18 protein-coding genes and 1 pseudogene are annotated in these 20,945 nt (G+C 65.4%); 4 read left to right on the top strand and 15 right to left on the bottom strand.

Features of this window, described 5'->3' with window-relative positions:
* Window positions 1-139: 139 nt before the first annotated feature.
* Window positions 140-2,605 (bottom strand): DNA polymerase, encoded by a 2,466-nt coding sequence (locus MKK65_RS14910; RefSeq protein ID WP_243958560.1) that lies wholly within the window; start codon window positions 2,603-2,605, stop codon window positions 140-142.
* 269 nt (window positions 2,606-2,874) lie between these two features.
* Window positions 2,875-3,081 carry a hypothetical protein gene (locus tag MKK65_RS14905; RefSeq protein ID WP_243958558.1) on the bottom strand — a complete coding sequence of 69 codons (207 nt, stop codon included), beginning with the start codon at window positions 3,079-3,081 and terminating at the stop codon, window positions 2,875-2,877.
* A gap of 173 nt (window positions 3,082-3,254) precedes the next feature.
* Between MKK65_RS14905 and MKK65_RS14900 the strand changes: the two genes are divergently transcribed.
* Window positions 3,255-3,920 carry a hypothetical protein gene (locus MKK65_RS14900; RefSeq protein ID WP_243958556.1) on the top strand — a complete coding sequence of 222 codons (666 nt, stop codon included), beginning with the start codon at window positions 3,255-3,257 and terminating at the stop codon, window positions 3,918-3,920.
* A 196-nt stretch (window positions 3,921-4,116) separates the two neighbouring features.
* Here the strand turns inward: MKK65_RS14900 and MKK65_RS14895 are convergent, their stop codons facing one another.
* Entirely contained in the window at window positions 4,117-4,572 is a 456-nt protein-coding gene (locus MKK65_RS14895; protein WP_243958554.1) for a hypothetical protein, read from the bottom strand.
* A 256-nt stretch (window positions 4,573-4,828) separates the two neighbouring features.
* Here MKK65_RS14895 and MKK65_RS14890 point away from each other — a divergent pair.
* Together MKK65_RS14890 and MKK65_RS14885 are read left to right on the top strand one after the other, a co-directional pair.
* Window positions 4,829-5,289 (top strand): annotated as a pseudogene (locus tag MKK65_RS14890) (DDE-type integrase/transposase/recombinase); the annotation flags it as partial.
* A gap of 357 nt (window positions 5,290-5,646) precedes the next feature.
* Window positions 5,647-6,993 carry an APC family permease gene (locus tag MKK65_RS14885; protein ID WP_243958552.1) on the top strand — a complete coding sequence of 449 codons (1,347 nt, stop codon included), beginning with the start codon at window positions 5,647-5,649 and terminating at the stop codon, window positions 6,991-6,993.
* 68 nt (window positions 6,994-7,061) lie between these two features.
* Here the strand turns inward: MKK65_RS14885 and MKK65_RS14880 are convergent, their stop codons facing one another.
* From MKK65_RS14880 to MKK65_RS14860, 5 genes are all read right to left on the bottom strand, one after another.
* Window positions 7,062-7,802 carry a class I SAM-dependent DNA methyltransferase gene (locus tag MKK65_RS14880; RefSeq protein ID WP_243958550.1) on the bottom strand — a complete coding sequence of 247 codons (741 nt, stop codon included), beginning with the start codon at window positions 7,800-7,802 and terminating at the stop codon, window positions 7,062-7,064.
* A 79-nt stretch (window positions 7,803-7,881) separates the two neighbouring features.
* A complete protein-coding gene (locus tag MKK65_RS14875; RefSeq protein ID WP_243958548.1) occupies window positions 7,882-8,613 on the bottom strand; it encodes an ABC transporter ATP-binding protein in 732 nt (243 codons plus the stop codon).
* A 17-nt stretch (window positions 8,614-8,630) separates the two neighbouring features.
* Window positions 8,631-10,472, bottom strand: a complete 1,842-nt coding sequence (locus MKK65_RS14870; RefSeq protein ID WP_243958546.1) for an ABC transporter permease subunit — start codon at window positions 10,470-10,472, stop codon at window positions 8,631-8,633.
* On the bottom strand, window positions 10,469-11,344 hold the full coding sequence (locus MKK65_RS14865) for a branched-chain amino acid ABC transporter permease (RefSeq protein ID WP_007562633.1): 876 nt from the start codon (window positions 11,342-11,344) through the stop codon (window positions 10,469-10,471). The genes MKK65_RS14870 and MKK65_RS14865 overlap by 4 nt, the downstream gene beginning before the upstream one ends.
* A gap of 33 nt (window positions 11,345-11,377) precedes the next feature.
* On the bottom strand, window positions 11,378-12,541 hold the full coding sequence (locus MKK65_RS14860) for an ABC transporter substrate-binding protein (RefSeq protein ID WP_243958544.1): 1,164 nt from the start codon (window positions 12,539-12,541) through the stop codon (window positions 11,378-11,380).
* A 174-nt stretch (window positions 12,542-12,715) separates the two neighbouring features.
* Here MKK65_RS14860 and MKK65_RS14855 point away from each other — a divergent pair, with 174 nt between their 5' ends.
* Window positions 12,716-13,786 carry a malate/lactate/ureidoglycolate dehydrogenase gene (locus MKK65_RS14855; protein WP_243958542.1) on the top strand — a complete coding sequence of 357 codons (1,071 nt, stop codon included), beginning with the start codon at window positions 12,716-12,718 and terminating at the stop codon, window positions 13,784-13,786.
* Between the two features lie 80 nt (window positions 13,787-13,866).
* On the opposite strand, the gene gyrB is transcribed toward MKK65_RS14855, so the two are convergent.
* The 7 genes from gyrB to MKK65_RS14820 form a co-directional block, all read right to left on the bottom strand.
* Complete coding sequence (gene gyrB, locus MKK65_RS14850) at window positions 13,867-16,311, bottom strand: DNA topoisomerase (ATP-hydrolyzing) subunit B (protein WP_243958541.1); 2,445 nt, start codon at window positions 16,309-16,311, stop codon at window positions 13,867-13,869.
* A 179-nt stretch (window positions 16,312-16,490) separates the two neighbouring features.
* Complete coding sequence (locus tag MKK65_RS14845) at window positions 16,491-17,453, bottom strand: aldo/keto reductase (protein WP_243958540.1); 963 nt, start codon at window positions 17,451-17,453, stop codon at window positions 16,491-16,493.
* Window positions 17,454-17,457: 4 nt separating this feature from the next.
* Window positions 17,458-18,102, bottom strand: a complete 645-nt coding sequence (locus MKK65_RS14840; protein ID WP_058194492.1) for an MBL fold metallo-hydrolase — start codon at window positions 18,100-18,102, stop codon at window positions 17,458-17,460.
* Window positions 18,103-18,190: 88 nt separating this feature from the next.
* Window positions 18,191-18,580: a hypothetical protein gene (locus MKK65_RS14835; RefSeq protein WP_243958539.1), complete on the bottom strand. Its 390-nt coding sequence runs from the start codon at window positions 18,578-18,580 to the stop codon at window positions 18,191-18,193.
* A gap of 61 nt (window positions 18,581-18,641) precedes the next feature.
* Window positions 18,642-20,309 (bottom strand): alpha-amylase family protein, encoded by a 1,668-nt coding sequence (locus MKK65_RS14830; RefSeq protein ID WP_243958538.1) that lies wholly within the window; start codon window positions 20,307-20,309, stop codon window positions 18,642-18,644.
* Between the two features lie 116 nt (window positions 20,310-20,425).
* Window positions 20,426-20,746, bottom strand: coding sequence for a BrnA antitoxin family protein (locus MKK65_RS14825; protein ID WP_243958537.1), 321 nt, complete (start codon window positions 20,744-20,746; stop codon window positions 20,426-20,428).
* On the bottom strand, window positions 20,688-20,909 hold the full coding sequence (locus tag MKK65_RS14820; RefSeq protein WP_243958536.1) for a BrnT family toxin: 222 nt from the start codon (window positions 20,907-20,909) through the stop codon (window positions 20,688-20,690). The genes MKK65_RS14825 and MKK65_RS14820 overlap by 59 nt, the downstream gene beginning before the upstream one ends.
* Window positions 20,910-20,945: the final 36 nt, after the last annotated feature.

The following is a 20,945-nucleotide window of genomic DNA, read 5'->3' as shown; positions in this document are numbered from 1 at the left end:
CTGGCCCTGTGAAATCAGAACGTCCGCCTGACGTAGCTTCGCGACGATCTCCTCGGGCTTCGGGTGCTTTGCCATCTCGTCCGTCCTCCAGGCTCAAAAGCCATACCAAAGGGCGGACCACTTCAATGGGGGCTGACCACTATCGACCTAATTTTCTCTGAATTTCCTCTAAATCCTCACCAGCGAAAACGCGATACAATTCGAAATTGGCAAATTGCTCCACAATCACTCGTGCGAAACTCACAGCCTCTTCATCACAGCGCAGCTTGACCTCACTAAGAGTTGCACTGTCGCGAGCAGCATTCTTCACAGACATTTCTGAAGTTTTGATACCCTTGAGACTGAGGAAATCGGCCAGTTCTCGATAGCTCCATCCCTCCTTAGAGATGCCCCATTCATTTCTCACGAACGCACGCAGGAACAGCCGTTTCAGGACCCCCTTGGTGCCATCGCGTCGAAGGCCGATTCCACGACCGGGAGCACCAATGCGAGCCGTTTGATCACAGTAGGCGGTCCAATCGTCGTAGTCCTGAAGCGTTTTCAGAACGCGACCCATGCCCAACGCACCTTTGCGCCAGCCATCAAAACGTGCCCGCACCTCCAAGGCTTCCTGTACGCTGCGCCAGGGCCTTGACTGGAACGCTAGATGCGGCCGCCCACGCACTTCGCGCTCCAGTGGGCGCTCCGGGCAGCGCTTCATATCGAATTCCAAGTTCAACCTTGGCTCCCGGAGCAGATCGGTTAAATCGCTCTCGTTGAGCCACATCTCGCGACTGCTGATCAGCGTTTTGTAAGCGTGCCGCTGTCCGGGCGTTCTCTCCAGATAGAGATTCAACATATACTCGTTTTGATCAGCCGCCTCTGCAGGTGGACGAACGCCTGCCTTGGCCATCACGATCTTGAAACCATCAATGCCTTGAACCGTGAGCTGACCACGCGTTCGCATGGCGAGCACTTGTCGGATCCTATGCTTTTCTTCGAGGATGATCCTCTCGCCGAATAGGCGTTCTCTCAGATCGAGAAAGGCCTCACATAGCGGGCCGGAAACGTCGATCTCACTCAGAGGAGCATCAGTGAGGAAACCGTCCGTGGTCACGCTGACGACCATACGGTCGGAAGGCACGGCCGCGATCAACTCCCCCACTACCGCGCGGATAAAACTCGTAACATAAGCGGCAAAATAGGGATTTGTGATCGACGACGGTCTCAGTTCCTCCGTGTCGCCCTTACGAGCATTGAAAACGCGCTTGGGATGTACGCCTTGAGCCGTCTTACCGTAGAGACTGTTGCCAATTTCTTTGTAAAGTTTCTCCTCTAACGATCCCGCGCCGTACTCCGCAATGGCCAGACGTCTTTTGGTCTGGATCATTCTTGTGAAGGGTTCAAACAATCTTTCATCATTTGCCCAAGGGATAACAAGTCCGTTGACGATTTCGATCCGAGCTCCCAACTTCCTTGCGAGGACGAGTTCGGGCGAAGCACAAACACTCTCCCCCTCCAGTGGAAACATGAGTCCGTGATCAGTTCGAACCGGCAGGCATGGAAAACGCGTTCCCTCGGGGAACTCAAATCTCACATGCGCAAGACCCAAGACGTCAACTGAAAAATCGTCGAGATTTTTTGACGTATGGATCCCCTCATAATCCAGCGGACGAACCGCGCACATCGCCGTCGTGTATGCCCCGGGTAAGTCGTAATCATAGAACTTGCCTTCGGGGGTTGGTCCGCAGAAAAAACACTCGTTGCGACCACCCAAATATGCTGCGGCGGCAAATTCCTCAAAAAGTTGACGAGATGTAACCGACGCGATCCGTTTGACGGTACGAAATTTATTGCTCCGATCATAGAACAGCGTTCGCTTCTCGACACGAATCCCCAGCGCATTGTTGAGATCAACATCGTCTTCCTGAGCCTGGTGTCGCAACATAGCAGGTCCAAACCCCGCCAAGGTCGCCGGCAAACTTTTCAACCCATTTGCATCAGCAAACTCAGCCATACGGATACCGTAGGCCAAGGTGATGTCGACATCACGCATCGCGTACACTCGGAATACGACAGGTTGTTCGCGAAAGAATTTGCGCATCCCACCTTTTGTATAGCCAGGCGGAAGCTCAACTTTCGGTATCTTGAGAAACTTGCCGACGGTGTCCAAGCCAGCACGGCCGGGGGTAAGAAGCAGCGTATCAATGAAGCGGAGCCCAACTAGCTCGGGCATTCCGTCGTCGCCAGGAACAATCAGTGCTTCCCTGTGCTGCGTGCGCTTGCGATCTAAGAGTTCAGGCAGCTCCTCTTCACCAAGCGCGACCGACAGCGACCGGGTAACAAACGTTTTCCCGATAGCGTCGAATTCATCCTTCCGAGCCCAAAAATCGAAAAACGTTGGTACATCGGCGCGCAGAAAGTGCCCAAACACGGTGACCTGATCGGGCCACTCCGTGATCACGGCTGCCTTTCGAGCCTTCTTCAGCATCAATTTTATGGCCGCCGCGAATCTCATTCGAGCGCTGCGATTGGCGCTATCAATTACCACCATCTCCGAAACAGATCGGTCTTCACATTGAATCTTGAATTGAATGGTTAGTAGGTGGAGGCGAGGTCGGTCCATGCCGAGTTCAGCCGGAAGGGTCTCATACTCGGTGTCCACTGCCATGTAGACCGGAGGCCCCTCATACTTCCGAGCACGAGGCTTCTTCCCCAGGGCGAACCGCTGGCGAAGTTTGGCCGCCTTTGAGGTGTAAATTGATGACGATGATTCCCCAGCGGGAGAGTTACACTTTTTGATTCCTAATTCAGCTGGCATTGAGCGGCCCTCGAAACGAAAAGGGGCGCCGAAGCGCCCCTCCACAGATGCGATTGAGTTAATGTCTCGGATCTTTAGTCCATCAATCTGGATTTTAGGTCTTGATAGAACACGCTAAGATCGCCAACATCGTCCTCTTCTACGGAGGCAATCAGGGCTCCACTAGTTCCGATGATTGCTACTTTGCCGTCCAACGGCTTAGCCACCTTGACCTCGTCAATTCGGAAAATGCCTTTGGGGCCGGCATCCACCCACTTCGAGTTCTTCTTCTTCTCCATCATCTTCACTCCTGTCGGTTGGGCGACCTTGAGCCGCCGCCTCACGCTGAGGCAGCTCCGACATATCAACCGCTCAGCAATATGCCAATCCAGCATATTGCTGATACGACTACGTAGGCTGGCGTTGTCCAGACGCATAGGGTAGTGAGACGACCGAGGAGTGATGCGACGGTTCCATGCCACAGAAAAAATCGAACGCACTGACCAATGAAGAAGCCAGAAGGACACTCAGTGGCCTACTCTCGGCTTTTAAATATCTGGAGGCAGCAGAGCCTGATATTACTGTTGAGGGCTTTAAAGCTCTCTTAGTAGTGGCTCTCACTAGCTGGGGTAAAGACGGCGTGCGTCTCCCGGACGTAACAAAAATTTCGAAAGTACTTGACAAAAGTCCTTCGAGAGCGAGCCGTCTTACGGGCGCTCTTTCAGATCCAGAGGGATTGGCGTTGGTAGAAGCAAGATCAGGACTTTCGGGTACACGATCAGAGTCTCTTATCATTACGGATCACGGCAAGGCACTTGTTTCTTCATTTCTCGAAGTGCTGACAGGTCGACAGATCCAAGAGCTCCCCTTTCAAAATTTCGAAGGCCTTCAGGACGCGAAGAATTCTGCTAAAAATTCGAACAGAAAAAAAGAAATGTACCTCAAGCAAAGCGAGTATGATAAGGAGTCTCTGGCGCTTAAGGTTGGTCCGAAATCTGACGTTATGTCAGATGAAGTGCGGGATTGGTGCCTCGATAACTTGAGTGCGCCGCCGACGATGGTGCCCAATGCCGACGAAGTATATGTTTCCTTCGCGAAAGTGTCTGACGCCGTGTATTTTAAGCTTCACTGGTGCTGGTGAATGCGTTTGGGTTCCGCTGCTTTGTTCCGACTGCCGTAACTTTTTCCGGAATCAGCTACCCGAAGGCGGCGCATACAATGTGGAGAAGAGCATCGGCTTCGCCGTAGCGCAGTGCTAGCGCAGCACCCTGGCGCCCCCTATCCTATCAATGACTTAGCCGTGCTCGCGTTCAGATCATAATCCTTGTGTCGGGGGTTCAAATCCCTCCCTCGCTACCATCCAACTCTTTGTTTCCATTGGCATCAGCCGGTTGACCGACTTCCCGGATTGACACTTTCCCGGCATCGGTGTGACGCTGGCTCTCGCTCCGGCGGGCAAATTCGGCGTCCAGCGTCGCCAGCAGAGCCCGCAACTTCGGCGCCAGATCTGCCCCCTTCATGTCGTGCCTCGCCATCTCGATCGTGCGCTGTCCGAGCGCGTCCGCGGTCGCCCGCTCGTCGTAGCCGATCTTGCGCAGCACCACCGCCGGCGTGTGGCGGAGCCCGTACAGCGTGAGCGCGGGCTGCACCTTACCCGCCTCCTCCAGCCGCAACCGGATCGGCCACCAAGACGCGTGGAATCCGCTGAGCGTCCTGGGCTTCGCCTCGGAGTTCGCGCACAGCGTCGGTGCGTTGTGCTCCGGGGCGACGGCCAGCATCATCGTGAGCGGCAAGGGGGACGGGCCAGAACACCCGTTCGCCCGTCTTGACCTGGCTGCTCGATAGCTCGCCATCTCGGAACGCCTCCCCCGGGAGGGTGAGGGCTTCCTCCGGCCCGAGCCCCGTAAACATCATCAGCACAACCGGCGTGAGGATGTGCGGCGGCGCAGCGGCCAGGACGGCTTCGCGCTCCACGTCCGTTCAGGGACGATTCGCGTCGGGCTCGCCCTTCTTCTTGCGCAGATCCTTGAGTCCGGCCGCCGTGTTCGGAAGCAACAGTTCTCGGCGGCGTTGCCCAACACCGTCTGGCTGGCAGATATCGCCTCCCTGCCCACCGGAGAGGGTTGGCTCTACCTGGCCGCCGTCCTCGATCTCGCCACCCGCAAGATCGTCGGCTGGTCGATGCGCGCGCACATGCGGACCGACCTCACGTCGGCGGCTCTGATGACGGCCAACCAACAGCAACGACCGGGGGCTGGCCTCATCTGCCATTCGGATCGCGGCAGCCAATACGCTGACGAGGCCTACAGAGCACAGTTCGTCGGCATGAAGGCGATCGCCTCCATGTGCCCGACCGGCTTGGGGTCACGATAACTCCCCGACGGACAGCTTCCTGGGACGACGCCCGACGCGACTTGTTCGCCGACATCGAAGGCTACGACAATCGGCAGCGCATCCACTCGGCATTCGGCTACATCACGCCCGAGCAAGCCGAACGGAACGCGAGCTAAACCTCTGTCCGTGAAGGGGGGAGGATCAGATCTGGCGCAGCATCGGCACGACCTGCTCCGCGCTCGGCCTCTGTCCTCGCTTCATTGCCAACTCCGCTGGTCCAGGCTGATCCTCTCAATCAGCCCGGTCCAAAGCCAACCGGTCAGGTCACTGCCGGGCAGGCCGCCGCAGACTGCCAGCACGAGGATGAATTACAGGCTTGAAGGCGTAACGCTCCGCCCGTGCGCGGCAAACGGACGCCGCGCCGTCACCTAGTCGCGCCTCATGATTGCTGCGATCCAACAGGAGGCGAGCAATGCTGCATCAGCTCCTGTCGACCCGCGCGTTTCAGTGTCAGGCCATGGCGAACAGGAGTCATGACCGGCACATCCCCCGCCGCTGAACCAGCACCCGCCGTCTCGCCCCTCGCGGCGACGGCCATCGTCGTCGCCGACATGATCGGCATCGGCGTCTTCACGAGTCTCGGTTTTCAAGTGACGGACATTCCGTCCGGCTTCACGGTGCTGCTGCTGTGGCTCGTCGGCGGTGTTGTCGCGCTGTGCGGCGCGCTCTGCTACGCCGAGCTTGCCACGATGTTTCCCCGTTCCAGCGGCGAGTACAATCTCCTCACACGGATCTACAGTCCGGCGATCGGATTCATGGCGGGGTGGCTCTCGGCCACCGTGGGTTTCGCCGCGCCGGTGGCGCTCGCGGCCATGGCCCTCGGCCAGTACGGCAAAGCGGTCCTGCCCGGGGCGCCCCCGCTGCTGCTCGGCTTTGCGGCGATCTGGATCGTGACGTTCGTCCACCTGCGGGGGACGCGCCACAGCAGCGTTTTCCAGATCGGGTTCACGCTGCTGAAGCTTGCATTGATCGCAGCTTTCATCGGCGTCGGCTTCGCCGGGGGCGGCGACCCCGCGATCAGTTTTGCCCCAGGCACATTCGATCCGGCGCAGATCGTCAGCGCCAGCTTCGCGATCAACCTGGTCTTCGTGATGTACGCGTATTCGGGCTGGAACGCCGCGACCTACATCGTCGGTGAACTCGCCGACCCGCCGCGCAGCTTGCCGCGAGCGCTTCTCGTCGGGACCAGCGTCGTCGTCGTGCTCTCCATCGCGTTGAACGCAGTGTTCCTCGTGACGACGCCTCTCGCCGAACTCGCCGGCCAGATCGAGGTCGCGGTGATTGCCGGACGTCACGTCTTCGGCGAGGCAGGCGGCCGCATCGTCGGCGGGCTGATCTGCGCCGGCCTGCTTCCGACCATCAGCGCCATGATGTGGATCGGCCCGCGGGTAACCGTGGCGATGGGGGAGGATGTGCCAGCGCTGCGCCTGTTCGCCGGGCGCTCACGACGCGGCGTGCCGGTCGCCGCGCTGCTGCTCCAGGCCGGGGTCGCGACTGTCTTGCTGTCTACGCAAAGCTTCGAGGCGGTGCTCGACTTCATCCAGTTCGGCCTGATCCTGTGCTCGTTCCTGACCGTGATCGGGCTGATCAAGCTTCGGATCACGTTCCCCGACCAGCCACGGCCGTTCCGGACCTGGGGCTACCCGATCACACCGCTGATCTTCCTCGCGGTCACGCTGTTCATGCTCGTACACCTCGTCACCGTCCGGCCGCTCCAGTCCCTCGCGAGCCTGCTGTTGATGCTGGTCGGTCTCGTTCTGTACCGCCTCGTGACGGCGCGCGAGCGGAGGAAGGTCCGCATGGCACCACCGCCGCGGTGATCGTGAGCCACGTCGTCGGGTCCGGATCGCGTAGCCGGTCACCAATAACCCTGCCACCATCGCTCGTCTCAGCGAACGGGTTTCACATCGGTCTTGATCGACCGCAACACGTCAAGCCGATACTTGTCGGTGCGCGATTGCTTCAGGACCCGCGCGAAGTCCTGCGCGCCCGCGATGAAGCCTTCGGCCGCCTCGTCGCCGGATAGGGGGTAGTGGGTGACGCCGAGCCAGTGGACCAGCACGATGTCCGCCTCCGGGAGCACCGCGCCCCTGACCCGTGCGACCAAGCGGGCGAGATCGGCGCGGTCGAGATAATAGGCCACCTCGGAGATCACGATCAGGTCGAACCGGCCCTCCGGCCAGGCGCCCGGAACGGCGGCGAGCTCGAAGCGCGCATTCGGGCAATCGGCGCACCGCGCCCGGGCGGCGTCCAGGACGGACGGCACCACGTCGAGCCCCACAAGCGTGTGGCAGCGGGGGCAGAGCTCGTGGGTGAACACGCCGATCGAGCAACCCACCTCGAGACCCGAAGCGTAGTGTGCCCTCGGCAACGCCGAAAGGGTTGCCGCGTACTTGTCGCGCTCGTAGGGGCTGGAGGCGAAGCGCCACGGGTCCGATTCCGTGGCGTACATGCCCTTGAAGTACTCGGTATCGAGGGATTTCGAGCGGCGGCCCGTCGGCGTCTCGGCGGGCGCGCCGGGGCCGGTCTCCGCGCCGGCAACGCTTCCGATCCCGAGCACCGCGCTCGCGGCGACGGCGCCTCCGGCCTGCAGTAGGCGGCGCCGGGATTCTGGCTTGCGGTTGCGCACGTTTGGCCTCACCGCCCCCTTGGGGATCAAAAGAGGCAACCGGGCATGATCAGGGCGGTTCCGGGGTGCGGCGGCGGCGTCAGGCTGCGCGGCCTCCGAGATAGGCGGCGCGGATGTCGTCGTTGGCCCAGAGCGCCTGCGGGTCGCCTTCGAGGACGAGGCGGCCGGTCTCCAGCACGTAGCCGCGGTCGGCGACCGACAGCCCCATGCGGGCGTTTTGCTCGACCAGCAGCACCGTCGTGCCGCGGCGGCGCACCTCCGCGATGATCGCGAACACCGCCTGGACGATCACCGGGGCGAGGCCGAGCGAGGGCTCGTCGAGCAGCAGGAGCCGCGGCTTGGCCATCAGGCCGCGGGCGAGCGCCACCATCTGGAGTTGGCCGCCCGACAGGGTCCAGCCGAGCGCGTCGCCGAAGCGCCGGATTTCGGGGAACAGCTCGAACATCGCCTCGACCTCGTCGCGCAAGGCGCGCTTCGGGACACCGGACCGGTTCGAGGCGCCGAGCATGATGTTCTCCCGCACGGTGAGCCCCGGGAAGACCCGGCGCCCCTCGGGCACGTGGGCGACGCCGAGGCGCACGATCGCCTCGGGCTTCAGGCCGGTAAGCGGCTCTCCGTCGAGCAGGATGCTGCCGCCCGCCGGCTTCACGAGGCCGGAGATCGCCTTGAGGGTGGTCGACTTGCCCGCGCCGTTGGAGCCGAGCAGGGTCACGACCTCGCCCGTGCCGACCAAGAACGACAGCCCACGCACCGCCTCGATCTCGCCGTAGCGGACGGTGAGGTCGCGGATTTCGAGGACCGGTTGTGACACGGGGGCGCTCCTCGGGGTCAGGCCGGGGCCAGATCGGTCTTCAGCGCGGTCTTGAGCCCCGCATCCGGCTCGGTCGCGGCGTCCTCGCCGAGATAGGCCTCGATCACCGCGGGCTCGCGCAGCACGGAGGCGGTGACCCCGTCGGCGATGCGCCGGCCGAAATTCAGGACGGTGACGTGGCCCGCCACGTCGCTGACCAGCGTCATGTCGTGGTCGATGATCAGGATAGTCAGGCCCTTGGCCGCCATCCGGCGCAGCAGCACCGTCAGGGCGTTCTTCTCGCTGGAATTGAGCCCGGCCGCCGGCTCGTCGAGGAGCAGCAGCGTCGGGTTGCTGGCGAGCGCCCGGGCGATCTCGATCAGGCGCTGATGCCCGTAGGAGAAGCCGGAGATCGGCTCCTGCGCCCGCGCTTCCAGCCCCACGAAGGCCAGGGCCGAACGCGCGCGGGCCTCCAGCGCCGGCCGGTCGCGCGCGCCGAGCGGGTTGTTCGGGCGCTCGGCGCCGATCACCACGTTCTCCAGGGCGCTCATCGACCGGAACAGGCGGATGTTCTGGAACGTGCGCCCGATCCCGACCGCGGCGCGCCGGTGCGGGGGAAACCGGGTGATGTCCTGGTCCTGGAGGCGCATGCTGCCGCCGGTCGGCGTGTAGAGGCCCGACAGGACGTTGAGCGTCGTGGTCTTGCCCGAGCCGTTCGGGCCGATCAGCGCGTGGATGCCGCCGCGGGTGACGGTGAAATCGATGGCGTCCACGGCCTTGAGGCCGCCGAAATGCTTGGACAGGCCGGACACCGTCAGCAGCGTTTCCCAGGTGTCGCGCCCCTGGGTCAGCGTCAGCTCGGGGGCCGGCGGCGGCGCGGGCTTGGCCGGCCGCAGCCGGCGGACCTGATCGCCCAGGAATCCCCAGATTCCGTCGGGCATGAATACGACGATCAGGATAACCGCGAGCCCGTAGATCGCCAGGTACAGGCCCGGGATTTCCTTGAGGAAGCGCAGCCATTCGGGGATGAGGATCAGGAGGCCGGTGCCGATCACCGCGCCCACCGGCGAGCCGACGCCGCCGAGCAGCGCCATCGTTAAAAACACGATCGACTCGGCGAAGGAGAACTGGTCCGGGCTGATATAGGTGAAGCTGCCGGCGAACAGCCCGCCGCCGAGCCCCGCCAGCAGCGCCCCGATGGCGAAGGCCGCGACCTTGGTGCGGTAGACGTCGATGCCGCTGACGCCCGCGGCCAGCTCGTTGTCGCGCACCGCCCGCATGGCGCGCCCGAGCCGGGTCCGCGGCAGGTGCCAGACCAGCCAGCCGACCACCGCCAGGACTAGCACGCACAGCGCGAGATAGCTCTGCCCGTCCGCGAACAAAGCGGGGCGGCGGATGTTGGGCACCCCGTCCGGCCCGTGGGTGACCGGGATCCAGTTGGTCAGGACCAGGGTGAGGATCTGCTGGAACGAGATCGTGACCATGGCGAGGTAGTGGCCGCCGAGCCGCAGCGTCGAGGCGCCGAGGATCGCGCCGAGCACGACCGCCAGCGCCAGCCCGATCGGCAGGCACAGCCAGAAACTCAGGCCGTGATCGACCGTGCCGAGGCCGACCGCGTAGGCGCCGATGCCGAAGAAGGCGGCCTGGGCCAGGTTGATCTGGCCGCACAGCCCGAGCACCACGGTGAGGCCGATGACCGCGATCGCGTAGGTCGCGGCCTGCATCAGGATGTTGAGGACGTAGCCGCTGAACGGCGTCGTCGCGGCGAGCGCCACCGCGGTCGCGGCGAGCGCCGCGTAGGCCAGGCTGCCGAGGGGTATCCCGCGGAGCGCGGCGGCGTGCGCAGCTGGGGTGACGGTCGTCGCGGGATCGGCGCTCATGCTTTCTCCGCCACACGCTCGCCGAACAGCCCCTGCGGGCGCACGACCAGGAAGGCCACGAGGACGATGAAGGCGAACGCGTCCTTGTAGGGCACCGAGACGTAGGCCGCCCCGAAGGTCTCGATGATGCCAAGCGCCAGCCCGCCGATGATCGCGCCGGTCACGTCGCCGAACCCGCCGATGATCGTCGCGGCAAACGCCTTGAGCGCGATGGTCGCGCCCATCTGGATCGACACGAACAGGACGGGCGCCACCAGGATGCCGGCGATGCCGCCGAGCACGGCGCTGTAGACGAAGGTCAGCATGATCATGCCGGCGACTGGGATGCCGAGGAGCGCGGCCATCTCCTTGTCCTGCGATGTCGCCTGGAGCTTCTTGCCGACCAGGGTGTGCTCGAAGAACCAGTATTGGAACGCCACGAGGGCGGCGGTCACCGCGATGATCAGCAGGTACTGGCTGTCGAGGAAAACCGGCCCGAGCAGGAAGCCTTGGGTCTCGAACACCGGCGGCAGGACCTGCGGCTGCGGCCCGTAGAGGGCCAGCGTCGTGTTGGCCAGGAAGATCGAGGCGCCGATCGTCGAGATGATCACCGGCAGGTAGGTGCGGTGGCGCAGGGGATAATAGACGCCGAGGTTGAACAGGGCGCCGAGCAGGGCCATCCCGCCGATGGTGAGCAGCACCGAGAGCCAGTACGGCCATTCGAGGTCGACGGCGAACACCACCATCAGGAAGGCCGCCACCATCGAGAACTCGCCCTGCGCGAAGTTCACCACGTTGGTGGCGCGGAAGATCAGCACGAAGCCGAGGGCCACGAGGGCGTAGACCGAGCCGATGCCGATCCCAGTGAAGAGGAGCTGGAGGATCAGGTCCATGTCTGCGTCCGTTCCCCGTCCGCGGCCCCGGATTCAACCCCGATAGAAGTCGATGCGCCGGTCGAACGTGATTGTGCCCTTGTCGTTGCGCACGACGTTGTAGCCGTGCAGGCCGTCGCCGTTCTTGTCGAAGTTGTAGGTGCCCTCGGCACCCGCGTGGCCGCGCACCGCCAGCAGCGCCTCGCGGATCGCCTGCGGGTCGGTCTTGCCCGCTTTGTTGATCGCAAGCGCCAGCACGGTCACCGCGTCGAACGTCCAAGAGGATTGGTTGTCGGGGGCGATCTTGGTCGCGGCGCGGTAGGCTTTGCCGTAGGCCCGGGCCGCGTCGCTCGATTCCTCGGCATAGTCGGCCACCCCGTAGGTGCCGTAGAGCGAGGGCCCGGCAAGCTTCAGCGCCGTGACGTTGGTGATCGAGGGTGAGCCGACCCAGGGGGCGGTGACGCCGAGCTGGCGCAGCTGGCGCGCGAAGATGCCGAGGTCGTTCTCGAAGGTGAAGTACGAGCCGATCACGTCGGCCCCCGCCTGCCGGATCGCCAGCACCACGGGGGTGAAGTCCTGCCCCTGGTTGGCGTAGCCCTGGTCGAGCACGACGGTGGCGCCGGCCTTGCCGAGGCTCTCGGTCAGCGCCTTGGCGCCGCTGGTGCCGAAGGCGTCGGTGGAGTGGATGATCGCCCATTTCTTCTTGCCGAGCCCGTTGACGCCATGCTCGGCGATCACCCGGGCCGAGAAGCTGTCATTGGGCCGGAAGCGGAACAGCCAGGGATTGCCGAGCTGGGTCAGCACCGGATCGGTGCCGCCGAAGCACATCGGCTTGCCGGTCTTGAGGATGTCCGGCGCCATGGCGTGGTTCTGGGTGGAGCGGACCGAGCCCAGGAAGCCGACGAGATCGGGCTGCGAGGCCAGCTTGGAGAAGGCCAGCACCGCGCCGGGATTGGTGGTCTGGTCGTCCTCGGTGACGATCTCGAGCGGCTTGCCGAGCACGCCGCCGGCCTTGTTGACCGCCTCCAGGGCGATCTTGGCGCCGTTGAGGGCGAAGCGCCCCGCATCCGCGCCCGGGCCCGTCACCGGCAGGACCATGCCGATCCGGATTGTCGCGCCGGCGCCTTGCGCCCGGCTCGACCGGATCACCCCCGGGGTGAGCCCGCTGGCAACCGCGCAAGCGGCACCCGTCAAGAAAACGCGGCGCGTCGTCTTCATTGGCGTATCCGTCCCGTCGCCGGGTCTCACGCCCAACGTTGTCAGTATTGGGCCATGCGGGGCGCTTCAATGTCTATCCCATGTCGCCTGAAGTAGTCGCCTTGCGGGTTAAGAAAGCCTAGGATCGTTACCCGAACGCGCCCGACGAGGCGCGGCGACGGGAGATGAACCATCATGCGGATCGACGCCGCCGGACTGACCGCCTACGTGCGCGATATCTTCGTTCGAGAGGGCTGCTCGGAGGCGGAATCAGGCCGGATCGGCCAGTTCCTGGTGGCCGCGAACCTCACCGGCCATGACAGCCACGGGGTTATCCGGGTGCCGCGCTACGTGGCGTGGCTGCGTGCGGGCGAGCTCGTAGCCGACCAAACCCCCGAGGTGCTGGTCGATGGCGGGGCCTTCGCGCTGGTGGATGCCCATTATGGATTCGGACAGACTGCCGGCCCCTTCGCCACCGATCTCGGCATCGCCAAGGCCGGGGAGCATGGCGTGTCGGTCATCGCCCTGCGGCATGCCGGGCATCTCGGGCGGATCGGCGAATGGGCCGAGCGCGCCGCCGCCGTCGGCCTCGTCTCGGTGCATTTCGTCAATGTCGCCGGGAGCCTGCTTGTGGCACCGTTCGGCTCGGTGGACCGGCGCTTCTCCACCAATCCCATCGCCGCCGCTTTCCCCATGCCGGGACGTGACCCGATCGTCCTCGACTTCGCCACCTCAGCGGTCGCCGAGGGCAAGGTGCTGGTGGCCTCGCAGGGGGGGAAGCCCCTGCCCGAGGGTGTGCTGATCGAGCCGGACGGGCGCCTCAGCGACGATCCGGCGACCCTGTTCGGTCCGCTCGACGGGCCGGAGCGCGACAACCAGAAGGGCGCCGGCGCGATCCGGGCCTTCGGCGAGCACAAGGGATCGGGCCTGTCGCTGATGTGCGAGCTCTTGGCCGGCGCGCTCACCGGATCCGGCACTGCGGGACCCGGCCAGCGCCGGGTCTGCAACGGCATGCTCTCGCTCTACATGACGCCGAAGGTCTTCGGTTCGGACGACGCAATCGCGGCCGAGGCGCGCAGCTACCTCGACTTCTTCACGTCCGCCCGGCCGGCGCCGGGCGGCACGGTGCTCCTGCCGGGCGAGCCCGAGCGCCGCATGAAGGCGGAACGTCTGGCTGAAGGCGTGCCGCTGCCGGCCCCCGTCTGGGAGACGTTGCTCGCGGCCGGTCGGCCGCATGGTCTTGATGGGCACGCCTACGGCGCGTGAACGCGTCTGTCTCCGGTTGCTCGATGCCTCCGCGCCGGCGGTGGCTTGGCTAGCCGGGCCGAGACGACAACGGAGCCCCGCTACACGTCCAGGTTGGCGACGCTCAGCGCGTTCTCCTGGATGAACTCGCGCCGGGGCTCGACCACGTCGCCCATCAGCTTGACGAATAGGTCGTCGGCGTCGGTCGTGTCCTTGACCTTCACCTGCAGCAGCGAGCGCACGTCGCGATCCAGCGTCGTTTCCCAGAGCTGCTGGGCGGTCATCTCCCCCAGCCCCTTGTAGCGCTGGAGCTGGAGGCCCTTGCGGCCGAAGGCCATCACCGCCTCGAACAGGGCGACGGGTCCATGCAACACGGTCTCGTCGGTCTTGCGCATCAGCGTGGCGGGCTCGCCGTAGATTTCCCGGAAAGCGTCGGCCCGCTCGGACAGGCGGCGCGCTTCCTGGGACGAGATCAGGCTCGCATCCAGGGTGGCGACCTGCTTGACGCCCCGCAGGGTCCGGGTGAGGCGATAGCCGCCCTCATGGGATTCGCCCTGCCAGCCCTGCTCGATCTCGTCGGCGATCAGATCCAGGCGGCGGGCGGTCATGTCGGCCAGGACCTCGGCCTCGCCGGGCCGCGAGGATGCCTCGTTGTCGAAGGCGCCGGCCAGCACCGCCTGCTCGACCACGGAGCGGTCGTAGCGGGTGTGCAGCCCCTGGAGCACGTTCCGGAAGCCCCGCGCCTCCTCGACCAGGCTCTTAAGTTGCGGGCCGGTGAATTCGGCGCCGGTGGAGAGGCGCAGGATCGCGCCGTCGGTGCCCTGGTCGATCAGGTAATCCTCGAGGGCGCGCTCGTCCTTGAGGTAGATCGCCCTGCGGCCGCGCTCGGCTTTGTAGAGCGGCGGCTGGGCGATGTAGAGGTGGCCGCGGTCGATCAGCTCCGGCATCTGACGGAAGAAGAACGTCAGCAGCAGGGTCCGGATGTGTGAGCCGTCCACGTCGGCATCGGTCATGATGATGATGCGGTGGTAGCGCAGCTTCTCCGGATTGAAGCCTTCGCGGTCCGTGGAGGAGCGGCCGATCCCGGCGCCCAGCGCGGTGATGAGCGTGCCGATCTCGGCCGAGGACAGCATGCGGTCGGCGCGCACGCGCTCGACGTTGAGGATCTTGCCGCGCAGCGGCAGCACTGCCTGGAACGCCCGGTCGCGGCCCTGCTTGGCCGAGCCGCCGGCGGAATCGCCCTCGACCAGCAGGATCTCGCATTTCGACGGGTCGCGCTCCTGGCAATCGGCGAGCTTGCCCGGCAGCGAGGCGATATCGAGGGCGCCCTTGCGGGTGACGGTCTCGCGGGCCTTACGGGCGGCTTCGCGGGCGGAGGCCGCCAGCACCACCTTGCTCATCACCGAGCGGGCCTGCTGCGGGTTTTCCTCGAGCCAGGTCGACAGGCCCTCGTTGAGCACGTTCTCCACCGCCGGACGGACCTCGGAGGAGACCAGCTTGTCCTTGGTCTGCGACGAGAATTTCGGATCCGGCACCTGCACGGAGATGACCGCGGTCAGGCCCTCGCGGCAATCCTCGCCGGTGAGGGAGATCTTCTCGCGCTTCGAGACCCCCGAGGAATCGGCGTAGCCGGTGATCTGGCGGGTCAGCGCCGCCCGGAACCCAGCCATGTGGGTGCCGCCGTCCCGCTGCGGAATGTTGTTGGTGAACGGCAGGACCGTCTCGTTGAACGAATCGTTCCACCAGAGGGCGACTTCGACCCGGATGCCGTCGCGTTCGGCGCGGACCACCACGGGGCTCGCCATCCCCTCGATCGGCTTGCGCGAGCGGTCGAGGTAGCGGACGAACGCTTCGATTCCGCCCTCGTAGTAGAGCTCCTCGCGCTTGTGCTCGGCATGGCGCGCGTCGGTCAGCACGATGCGGACGCCCGAATTGAGGAAGGCGAGCTCGCGCAGCCGCTTCTCCAGCGTGCCGTAATCGAACTCGATCATGGTGAAGGTGTCGGTGGAGGGCAGGAAGGTCACTTCCGTCCCGCGCCGGCCGTCGCCCGGGGCGACGACCTCGAGGGGCGCCACGGCATCGCCGTGACGGAACTCCATCGCGTGCTCCTTGCCGTTGCGCCAGATCCGGAGCTTCAGCCAGGACGACAGCGCGTTCACCACGGAGACGCCGACGCCGTGCAGCCCGCCGGAGACCTTGTAGGAATTCTGGTCGAACTTACCGCCCGCGTGTAGCTGGGTCATGATGACCTCGGCCGCCGAGACGCCCTCCTCCTTGTGGATGTCGGTGGGGATGCCGCGGCCGTTGTCGGACACCGTCACCGAGCCGTCGGCGTTGAGCTGCACGGTGACGAGGTCGGCATGGCCGGCCAGGGCCTCGTCGATGGCGTTGTCCACCACCTCGTAGACCATGTGGTGCAGGCCCGAGCCGTCGTCGGTGTCGCCGATATACATGCCGGGGCGCTTGCGGACGGCGTCGAGGCCCTTCAGCACGCGGATCGATTCCGCGCCGTACTCGGCGGGCTCGTTCGGGGGGATGTCGGCCATGAAATTCCTCGGGCAGGCGGACCAGTTCGCGACGGAGGGACTCGCGCCGTCGGGCGCCCACGCCTGCGCTCTCGCTTGGTCCGCCTGATATAGGGGTTCCGCGTTGAGATTGCACGATTTTACGGGCTCGCGCCGGACCCGTGCACCCGCTTTTCTGAGGCCCCGCGCTTAACGCCGCGTTAGCCCTGGATGCCGCCCGCGCTGGCCGCGTCCAAACGGGCGACCGCATCCGGCGATAGGCTCAATCCGGCGGCCTCGAGCAGGTCGTCGAGCTGCGCCACCGAAGTCGCGCTGGCGATCGGCGCGGTGATGCCCGGGCGGGCGATGATCCAGGCGAGCGCCACCTGCGCCTGGCTCGCGCCGTGCTCGCGAGCGACCGAATCGAGCACGTCGAGCAGCGCTAGCCCGCGCGGGGTGAGATACTTGGCGACCCGGTTCTCCCGAGCCCGTCCCGCCGCATCCTGGGCGGACCGGTACTTGCCGGTGAGGAAGCCGGCCGCCAGGGAGAAATAGCCGATCACCCCGATCTCTTCGGCCCGGCACAGGGGTTCAAGCTCCGCCTCGTAGCCGCGTTCGGCGAGGCTGTAATCCGGCTGGACGCACTCGTAGCGCGGCAGGCCGGAGGTCGCCGAAACCTTGAGCGCTTCGGCGAGCCGCCTGGCATCGTAGTTCGAGGCACCGATCGCCCGGACTTTGCCGGCGGCGATCAGGCGCTCGTAGGCCCGCAGCGTCTCCTCGAGGGGCGCTTCCGCGTCGTCGAGATGCGACTGATAGAGATCGATCCGGTCGGTCTGCAGCCGGCGCAGGGACGCCTCGCAGGCCTGCTCGATGTGGCGCGCCGACAAGCCCTTGCCGGCTTCACCCATGTCCATGCCGACCTTGGTGGCGAGCACGATCCTGTCCCGCATACCCGGGCGCGCGGAAAACCACCGTCCGATCACGGACTCGGATTCGCCGCCCTGGTGGCCGGGCGCCCAGCGCGAATAGACGTCGGCGGTGTCGACGAAGTCGAAACCGCGCTCCACGAACCGGTCGAGGATCGCGAAGGAGGTCGCCTCGTCGGCGGTCCAGCCGAAGACGTTGCCGCCGAGGCAGAAGGGCGCGACCCGGAGGTCGGAGCGGCCGATACGGCGCTTGTCCATGCGATCAGCCCTGGAGGAAGGGATTGGAGACACGCTCTTCGCCGAGCGTGCCGGTCGGGCCATGGCCGGGGATGAAGGAGATGTCGTCGCCGAGCGGCAGGACCTTCTCCTTGATCGCCCGGATCAGCTGCTCGTGGTTGCCGCCCGGCAGGTCGGTGCGGCCGACCGAGCCCTTGAACACGACGTCGCCGACCAGCGCGAAGCGCGCATCCCGACTGACGAACACGACGCTGCCGGGCGAGTGGCCCGGGCAGTGGAGGATGTCGAAGCCGAGCTCGCCCACCGTCACGGCGTCGCCGTCGTCGAGCCAGCGGTCGGGGGTCACGGCCCTGCCCTCGCCGATCCCGTAATTGGCCGCCGTCTCGGGCAGGGAATCGAGCAGGAACTTGTCGGCGAGGTGCGGGCCCTCGATCGGCACGCCGAGGCGCTCGCGCAGCTCGTCGGCGCCGGCGGCGTGGTCGACATGGCCGTGGGTGAGCAGGATCTTTTCCACGCGCACGCCCTGCTCCCGGATGGCGGCCTCGATCCGGTCGAGATCGCCCCCGGGATCGACGACCGCGCCGACCTTGGTGGTGTCGTCCCAGATCAGCGTGCAGTTCTGCTGGAAGGGCGTGACCGGGATGATCCCGGCGCGGGGCGTTCCTGGCATGGGGTTCCGCGTGTTGGCTGCACCGCCGTCGGCGCTCTCGGTCCGGTTCTAGCGCAGAAGCAGGCGCGCGGCACCATGTCGGAGCAGGTCAGGCCGTGCCGTCCTTCGGCCGGCGCAGGCTGTCGTGGAGCGCCAGCATCTCGGCCATGCCAAGCGACCGGCTGCTCCAGCGGGTCTCGGCGGTGTTCACTTTGGTGAACCGGTCGTGGGAGCGGCCGCCATAGGCGCCGAAGATCGCCGTACCCGCCTCGGTCGCGCCGTCTTCCGATGTCGTCTGGGACGCGTCCGGCCGGTCGATCCGATAGGAGGGCGCCGCCGCCTTGCCGGTGACGCCGATGCGGACCCAGGCATCGCCGTAATGCTTCTGGCACATCCGCATGGTCACCAGCACCTCCCGGAGATAGCCTTCGGCATCCTCCAGGCTCGGCAGGACGTCCGCGATCGTCGCGTCCGGGGGGTAGTGCTTGATCCGGGCCATCTGCCACCTCTGTTCGCCGGGGTCTTACCCCGCCGGCCGGGCGAGGGCGAGGCGCCCCCTTTCAGCTCGGAGTCCGCTTCAGCAGGGCGTCGAGGCCTCCGACCCGGAACCAATGGTAGCCGTAGCCCTCTAGGAACAGGCAGTGCTCGCCCTCGGGACCGGCCTCACTGCGTGATCCGGTGAGCACGTCGACCAGGATATCGTGCTCCGCCTCGGTCTCGCCGGTCCGGAGCGCGACCTCCGCGGGCTCCGGTGCGAGGTTGTGCACGCACAGAACAGCGTTCCCGCGCCATTCGTAGCGCAGGGCCAGGATCGCGTTCTTACCGGTCGGCACCGCGGTGACGTCGCCCCAGCCGATCTCCGGCGCTTCCTTGCGCTGGCGGATCAGGCTCTGCATCCAGTTCAGCAGCGAGCCCGGGTCGTGGCGCTGGTCGGCGACGTTCACATGGGCGTAGCCGTAGGGGCCGTGGTCGATCGGCGGCAGTACCGTGCGCTCGGCCTTGGAGAAGCCGCCTTGGTGCTCGGCGGTCCATTGCATCGGCGTGCGGGCGCAGTCACGCTCCTTGAGGACGAGGTCGTCGCCCATGCCGATCTCGTCGCCGTAACGCAGCACTGGCGTCCCCGGCAGGGTGAACATCAAAGAATAGGCCAGCCGGATCCGGCGCGGATCGCCGGCCAGCATCGGCGCGAAGCGGCGGCGGATGCCTCGGTCGTAGAGCTGCATCCGCTTCTCAGGGCCGAACGCGGCGAACACCGCCTCGCGCTGCGTCTCGGTGAGCCGGCCGAGATCCAGCTCGTCGTGGTTGCGCAGGAAGATGCCCCACTGGCAAGAGAGCGGACGGGGCTTGGTCCGTTCGATCGCCTTCACCAGCGGGCGGGCGTCGTGCGCGGCCAGGGCGTAGAAGGTCGATTGATTGACCTGGAAGTTGAACATCATGTGCATGCGGTCGGCATCGTCGCCGAAATAGTCGAGATCCTGCTTCGGCAGGACGTTGGCCTCGGCCAGGATGATCGCGTCGCCCTTGCGCCATTGCAGGAACTCGCGAAAGTCGCGCAGCATATCGAACTGCTCGCGCGGCTTGCCGCCGACATCGGCGCCTTTCTCGGCGATGACGAAGGGCACCGCATCCATGCGGAAGCCCGACACACCGAGCTCGATCCAGAAGCCCATGATCTTCAGGATCTCGGCCAGCACCTCGGGGTTGGCGGTGTTGAGATCGGGCTGGAAGTCGAAGAACCGGTGGAAGTACCAGGCGTTGGCCTTCTCGTCGTAGGTCCAGGTGGTCTCCTGCACGCCCGGGAAGACCATGCCCTCGTCGGTGGTGGCCGGGCGCTCCTTCGACCAGACGTACCAGTCGCGGTAGGGTGACTTTGGGTCCGAGCGGGCCGACTGGAACCAGCGGTGTTTGTCCGAGGTGTGGTTGACCACGAGGTCGATCAGAACCCGCAGGCCCCGTTGCTTGGCCGCGTGCGCGAAGGCGACGAAGTCGCCGAGCGAGCCGTAATCGGGATCGACGCCGTAATAGTCCGCAATGTCGTAGCCACCATCGCGCTTGGGCGAGGGCTGGAACGGCATGAGCCAGACCGCAGTGGCGCCCAGGCCCTGGATGTAGTCGAGCCGCCGTTCCAGCCCGGCGAAGTCGCCGATGCCGTCGCCGTTGGCATCCATGAAGGTGCCGACCGACAGGCAGTAGATAACCGCGTTCTTGTACCAGAGATCGGTGATCATGCCGGTCCTCGCCAAACGCCCCGAGAAGCGCCGTTCGGCCGTCAGGACCGGCTGCGCCGGCGACCCTACGGTGACCCGCGGGATTTGGTTCCGTTTTGTTATGCAGTGCGTGCCGGCTACTTGCGCGAATGATCCATGTAGGCGCGCAAAATGGCGTTGATCTTTGTTTGGTAACCGCGCCCCTGATCCTTAAAGAAGGCCAAAACATCGGCATCAAGCCGCATCGTCATCGTCTTCTTGCGCGACTCGGGGTGGAAGACGGCCTGGCTCCAGTCGATCGTCGTCTCGGCCTCGTCGGCATCGGTCGCGACGGCGGCTTCGACATCGGCATCGCTCAGCGCCTTAACGGCGTCCCAGTCGCTCTCGCTCGCGCCGCGCTCAACCATCGCTGTCAGGTCCGCCGACGAATGCCTGACTGTACGCCTGTCTTTCTTCACGCCGCGCCCTCCTGAACGAGATCAGCCGCCGCCTGCCCTCGCGCCACGTCCAGATCACGGTGACGTGCACCTCACCCAGAACCCCGACCGTGAAGTGGCGCGCCTCGTCCCGGAAGGCCGCCGGACCTTCAAGCCGCGGGCGGCCATCGGAGGGCGGCGGCATCCCGGAAGTCGAGCCGATGCTTGGCCAAGTTCGTTC

The organism is Methylobacterium sp. J-001 (assembly GCF_022829565.1).
Taxonomy (GTDB): domain Bacteria; phylum Pseudomonadota; class Alphaproteobacteria; order Rhizobiales; family Beijerinckiaceae; genus Methylobacterium.
The sequence above is the reverse complement of the archived record's forward strand: the minus strand, read 5'-3'. Positions and strand labels throughout refer to the sequence as shown.

What these genes read in the sequence shown, in the direction of transcription:
- MKK65_RS14865 (WP_007562633.1), bottom strand. Translation starts at nt 11,344, where the DNA reads ATGGACCTGATCCTCCAGCTCCTCTTCACTGGGATCGGCATCGGCTCG.
- MKK65_RS14870 (WP_243958546.1), bottom strand. Translation starts at nt 10,472, where the DNA reads ATGAGCGCCGATCCCGCGACGACCGTCACCCCAGCTGCGCACGCCGCC.
- MKK65_RS14860 (WP_243958544.1), bottom strand. Translation starts at nt 12,541, where the DNA reads ATGAAGACGACGCGCCGCGTTTTCTTGACGGGTGCCGCTTGCGCGGTT.
- MKK65_RS14845 (WP_243958540.1), bottom strand. Translation starts at nt 17,453, where the DNA reads ATGGACAAGCGCCGTATCGGCCGCTCCGACCTCCGGGTCGCGCCCTTC.
- MKK65_RS14830 (WP_243958538.1), bottom strand. Translation starts at nt 20,309, where the DNA reads ATGATCACCGATCTCTGGTACAAGAACGCGGTTATCTACTGCCTGTCG.
- MKK65_RS14905 (WP_243958558.1), bottom strand. Translation starts at nt 3,081, where the DNA reads ATGATGGAGAAGAAGAAGAACTCGAAGTGGGTGGATGCCGGCCCCAAA.
- MKK65_RS14820 (WP_243958536.1), bottom strand. Translation starts at nt 20,909, where the DNA reads ATGCCGCCGCCCTCCGATGGCCGCCCGCGGCTTGAAGGTCCGGCGGCC.
- MKK65_RS14910 (WP_243958560.1), bottom strand. Translation starts at nt 2,605, where the DNA reads ATGGACCGACCTCGCCTCCACCTACTAACCATTCAATTCAAGATTCAA.
- MKK65_RS14855 (WP_243958542.1), top strand. Translation starts at nt 12,716, where the DNA reads ATGCGGATCGACGCCGCCGGACTGACCGCCTACGTGCGCGATATCTTC.
- MKK65_RS14900 (WP_243958556.1), top strand. Translation starts at nt 3,255, where the DNA reads ATGCCACAGAAAAAATCGAACGCACTGACCAATGAAGAAGCCAGAAGG.
- MKK65_RS14885 (WP_243958552.1), top strand. Translation starts at nt 5,647, where the DNA reads ATGACCGGCACATCCCCCGCCGCTGAACCAGCACCCGCCGTCTCGCCC.
- MKK65_RS14835 (WP_243958539.1), bottom strand. Translation starts at nt 18,580, where the DNA reads ATGGCCCGGATCAAGCACTACCCCCCGGACGCGACGATCGCGGACGTC.
- gyrB (WP_243958541.1), bottom strand. Translation starts at nt 16,311, where the DNA reads ATGGCCGACATCCCCCCGAACGAGCCCGCCGAGTACGGCGCGGAATCG.
- MKK65_RS14840 (WP_058194492.1), bottom strand. Translation starts at nt 18,102, where the DNA reads ATGCCAGGAACGCCCCGCGCCGGGATCATCCCGGTCACGCCCTTCCAG.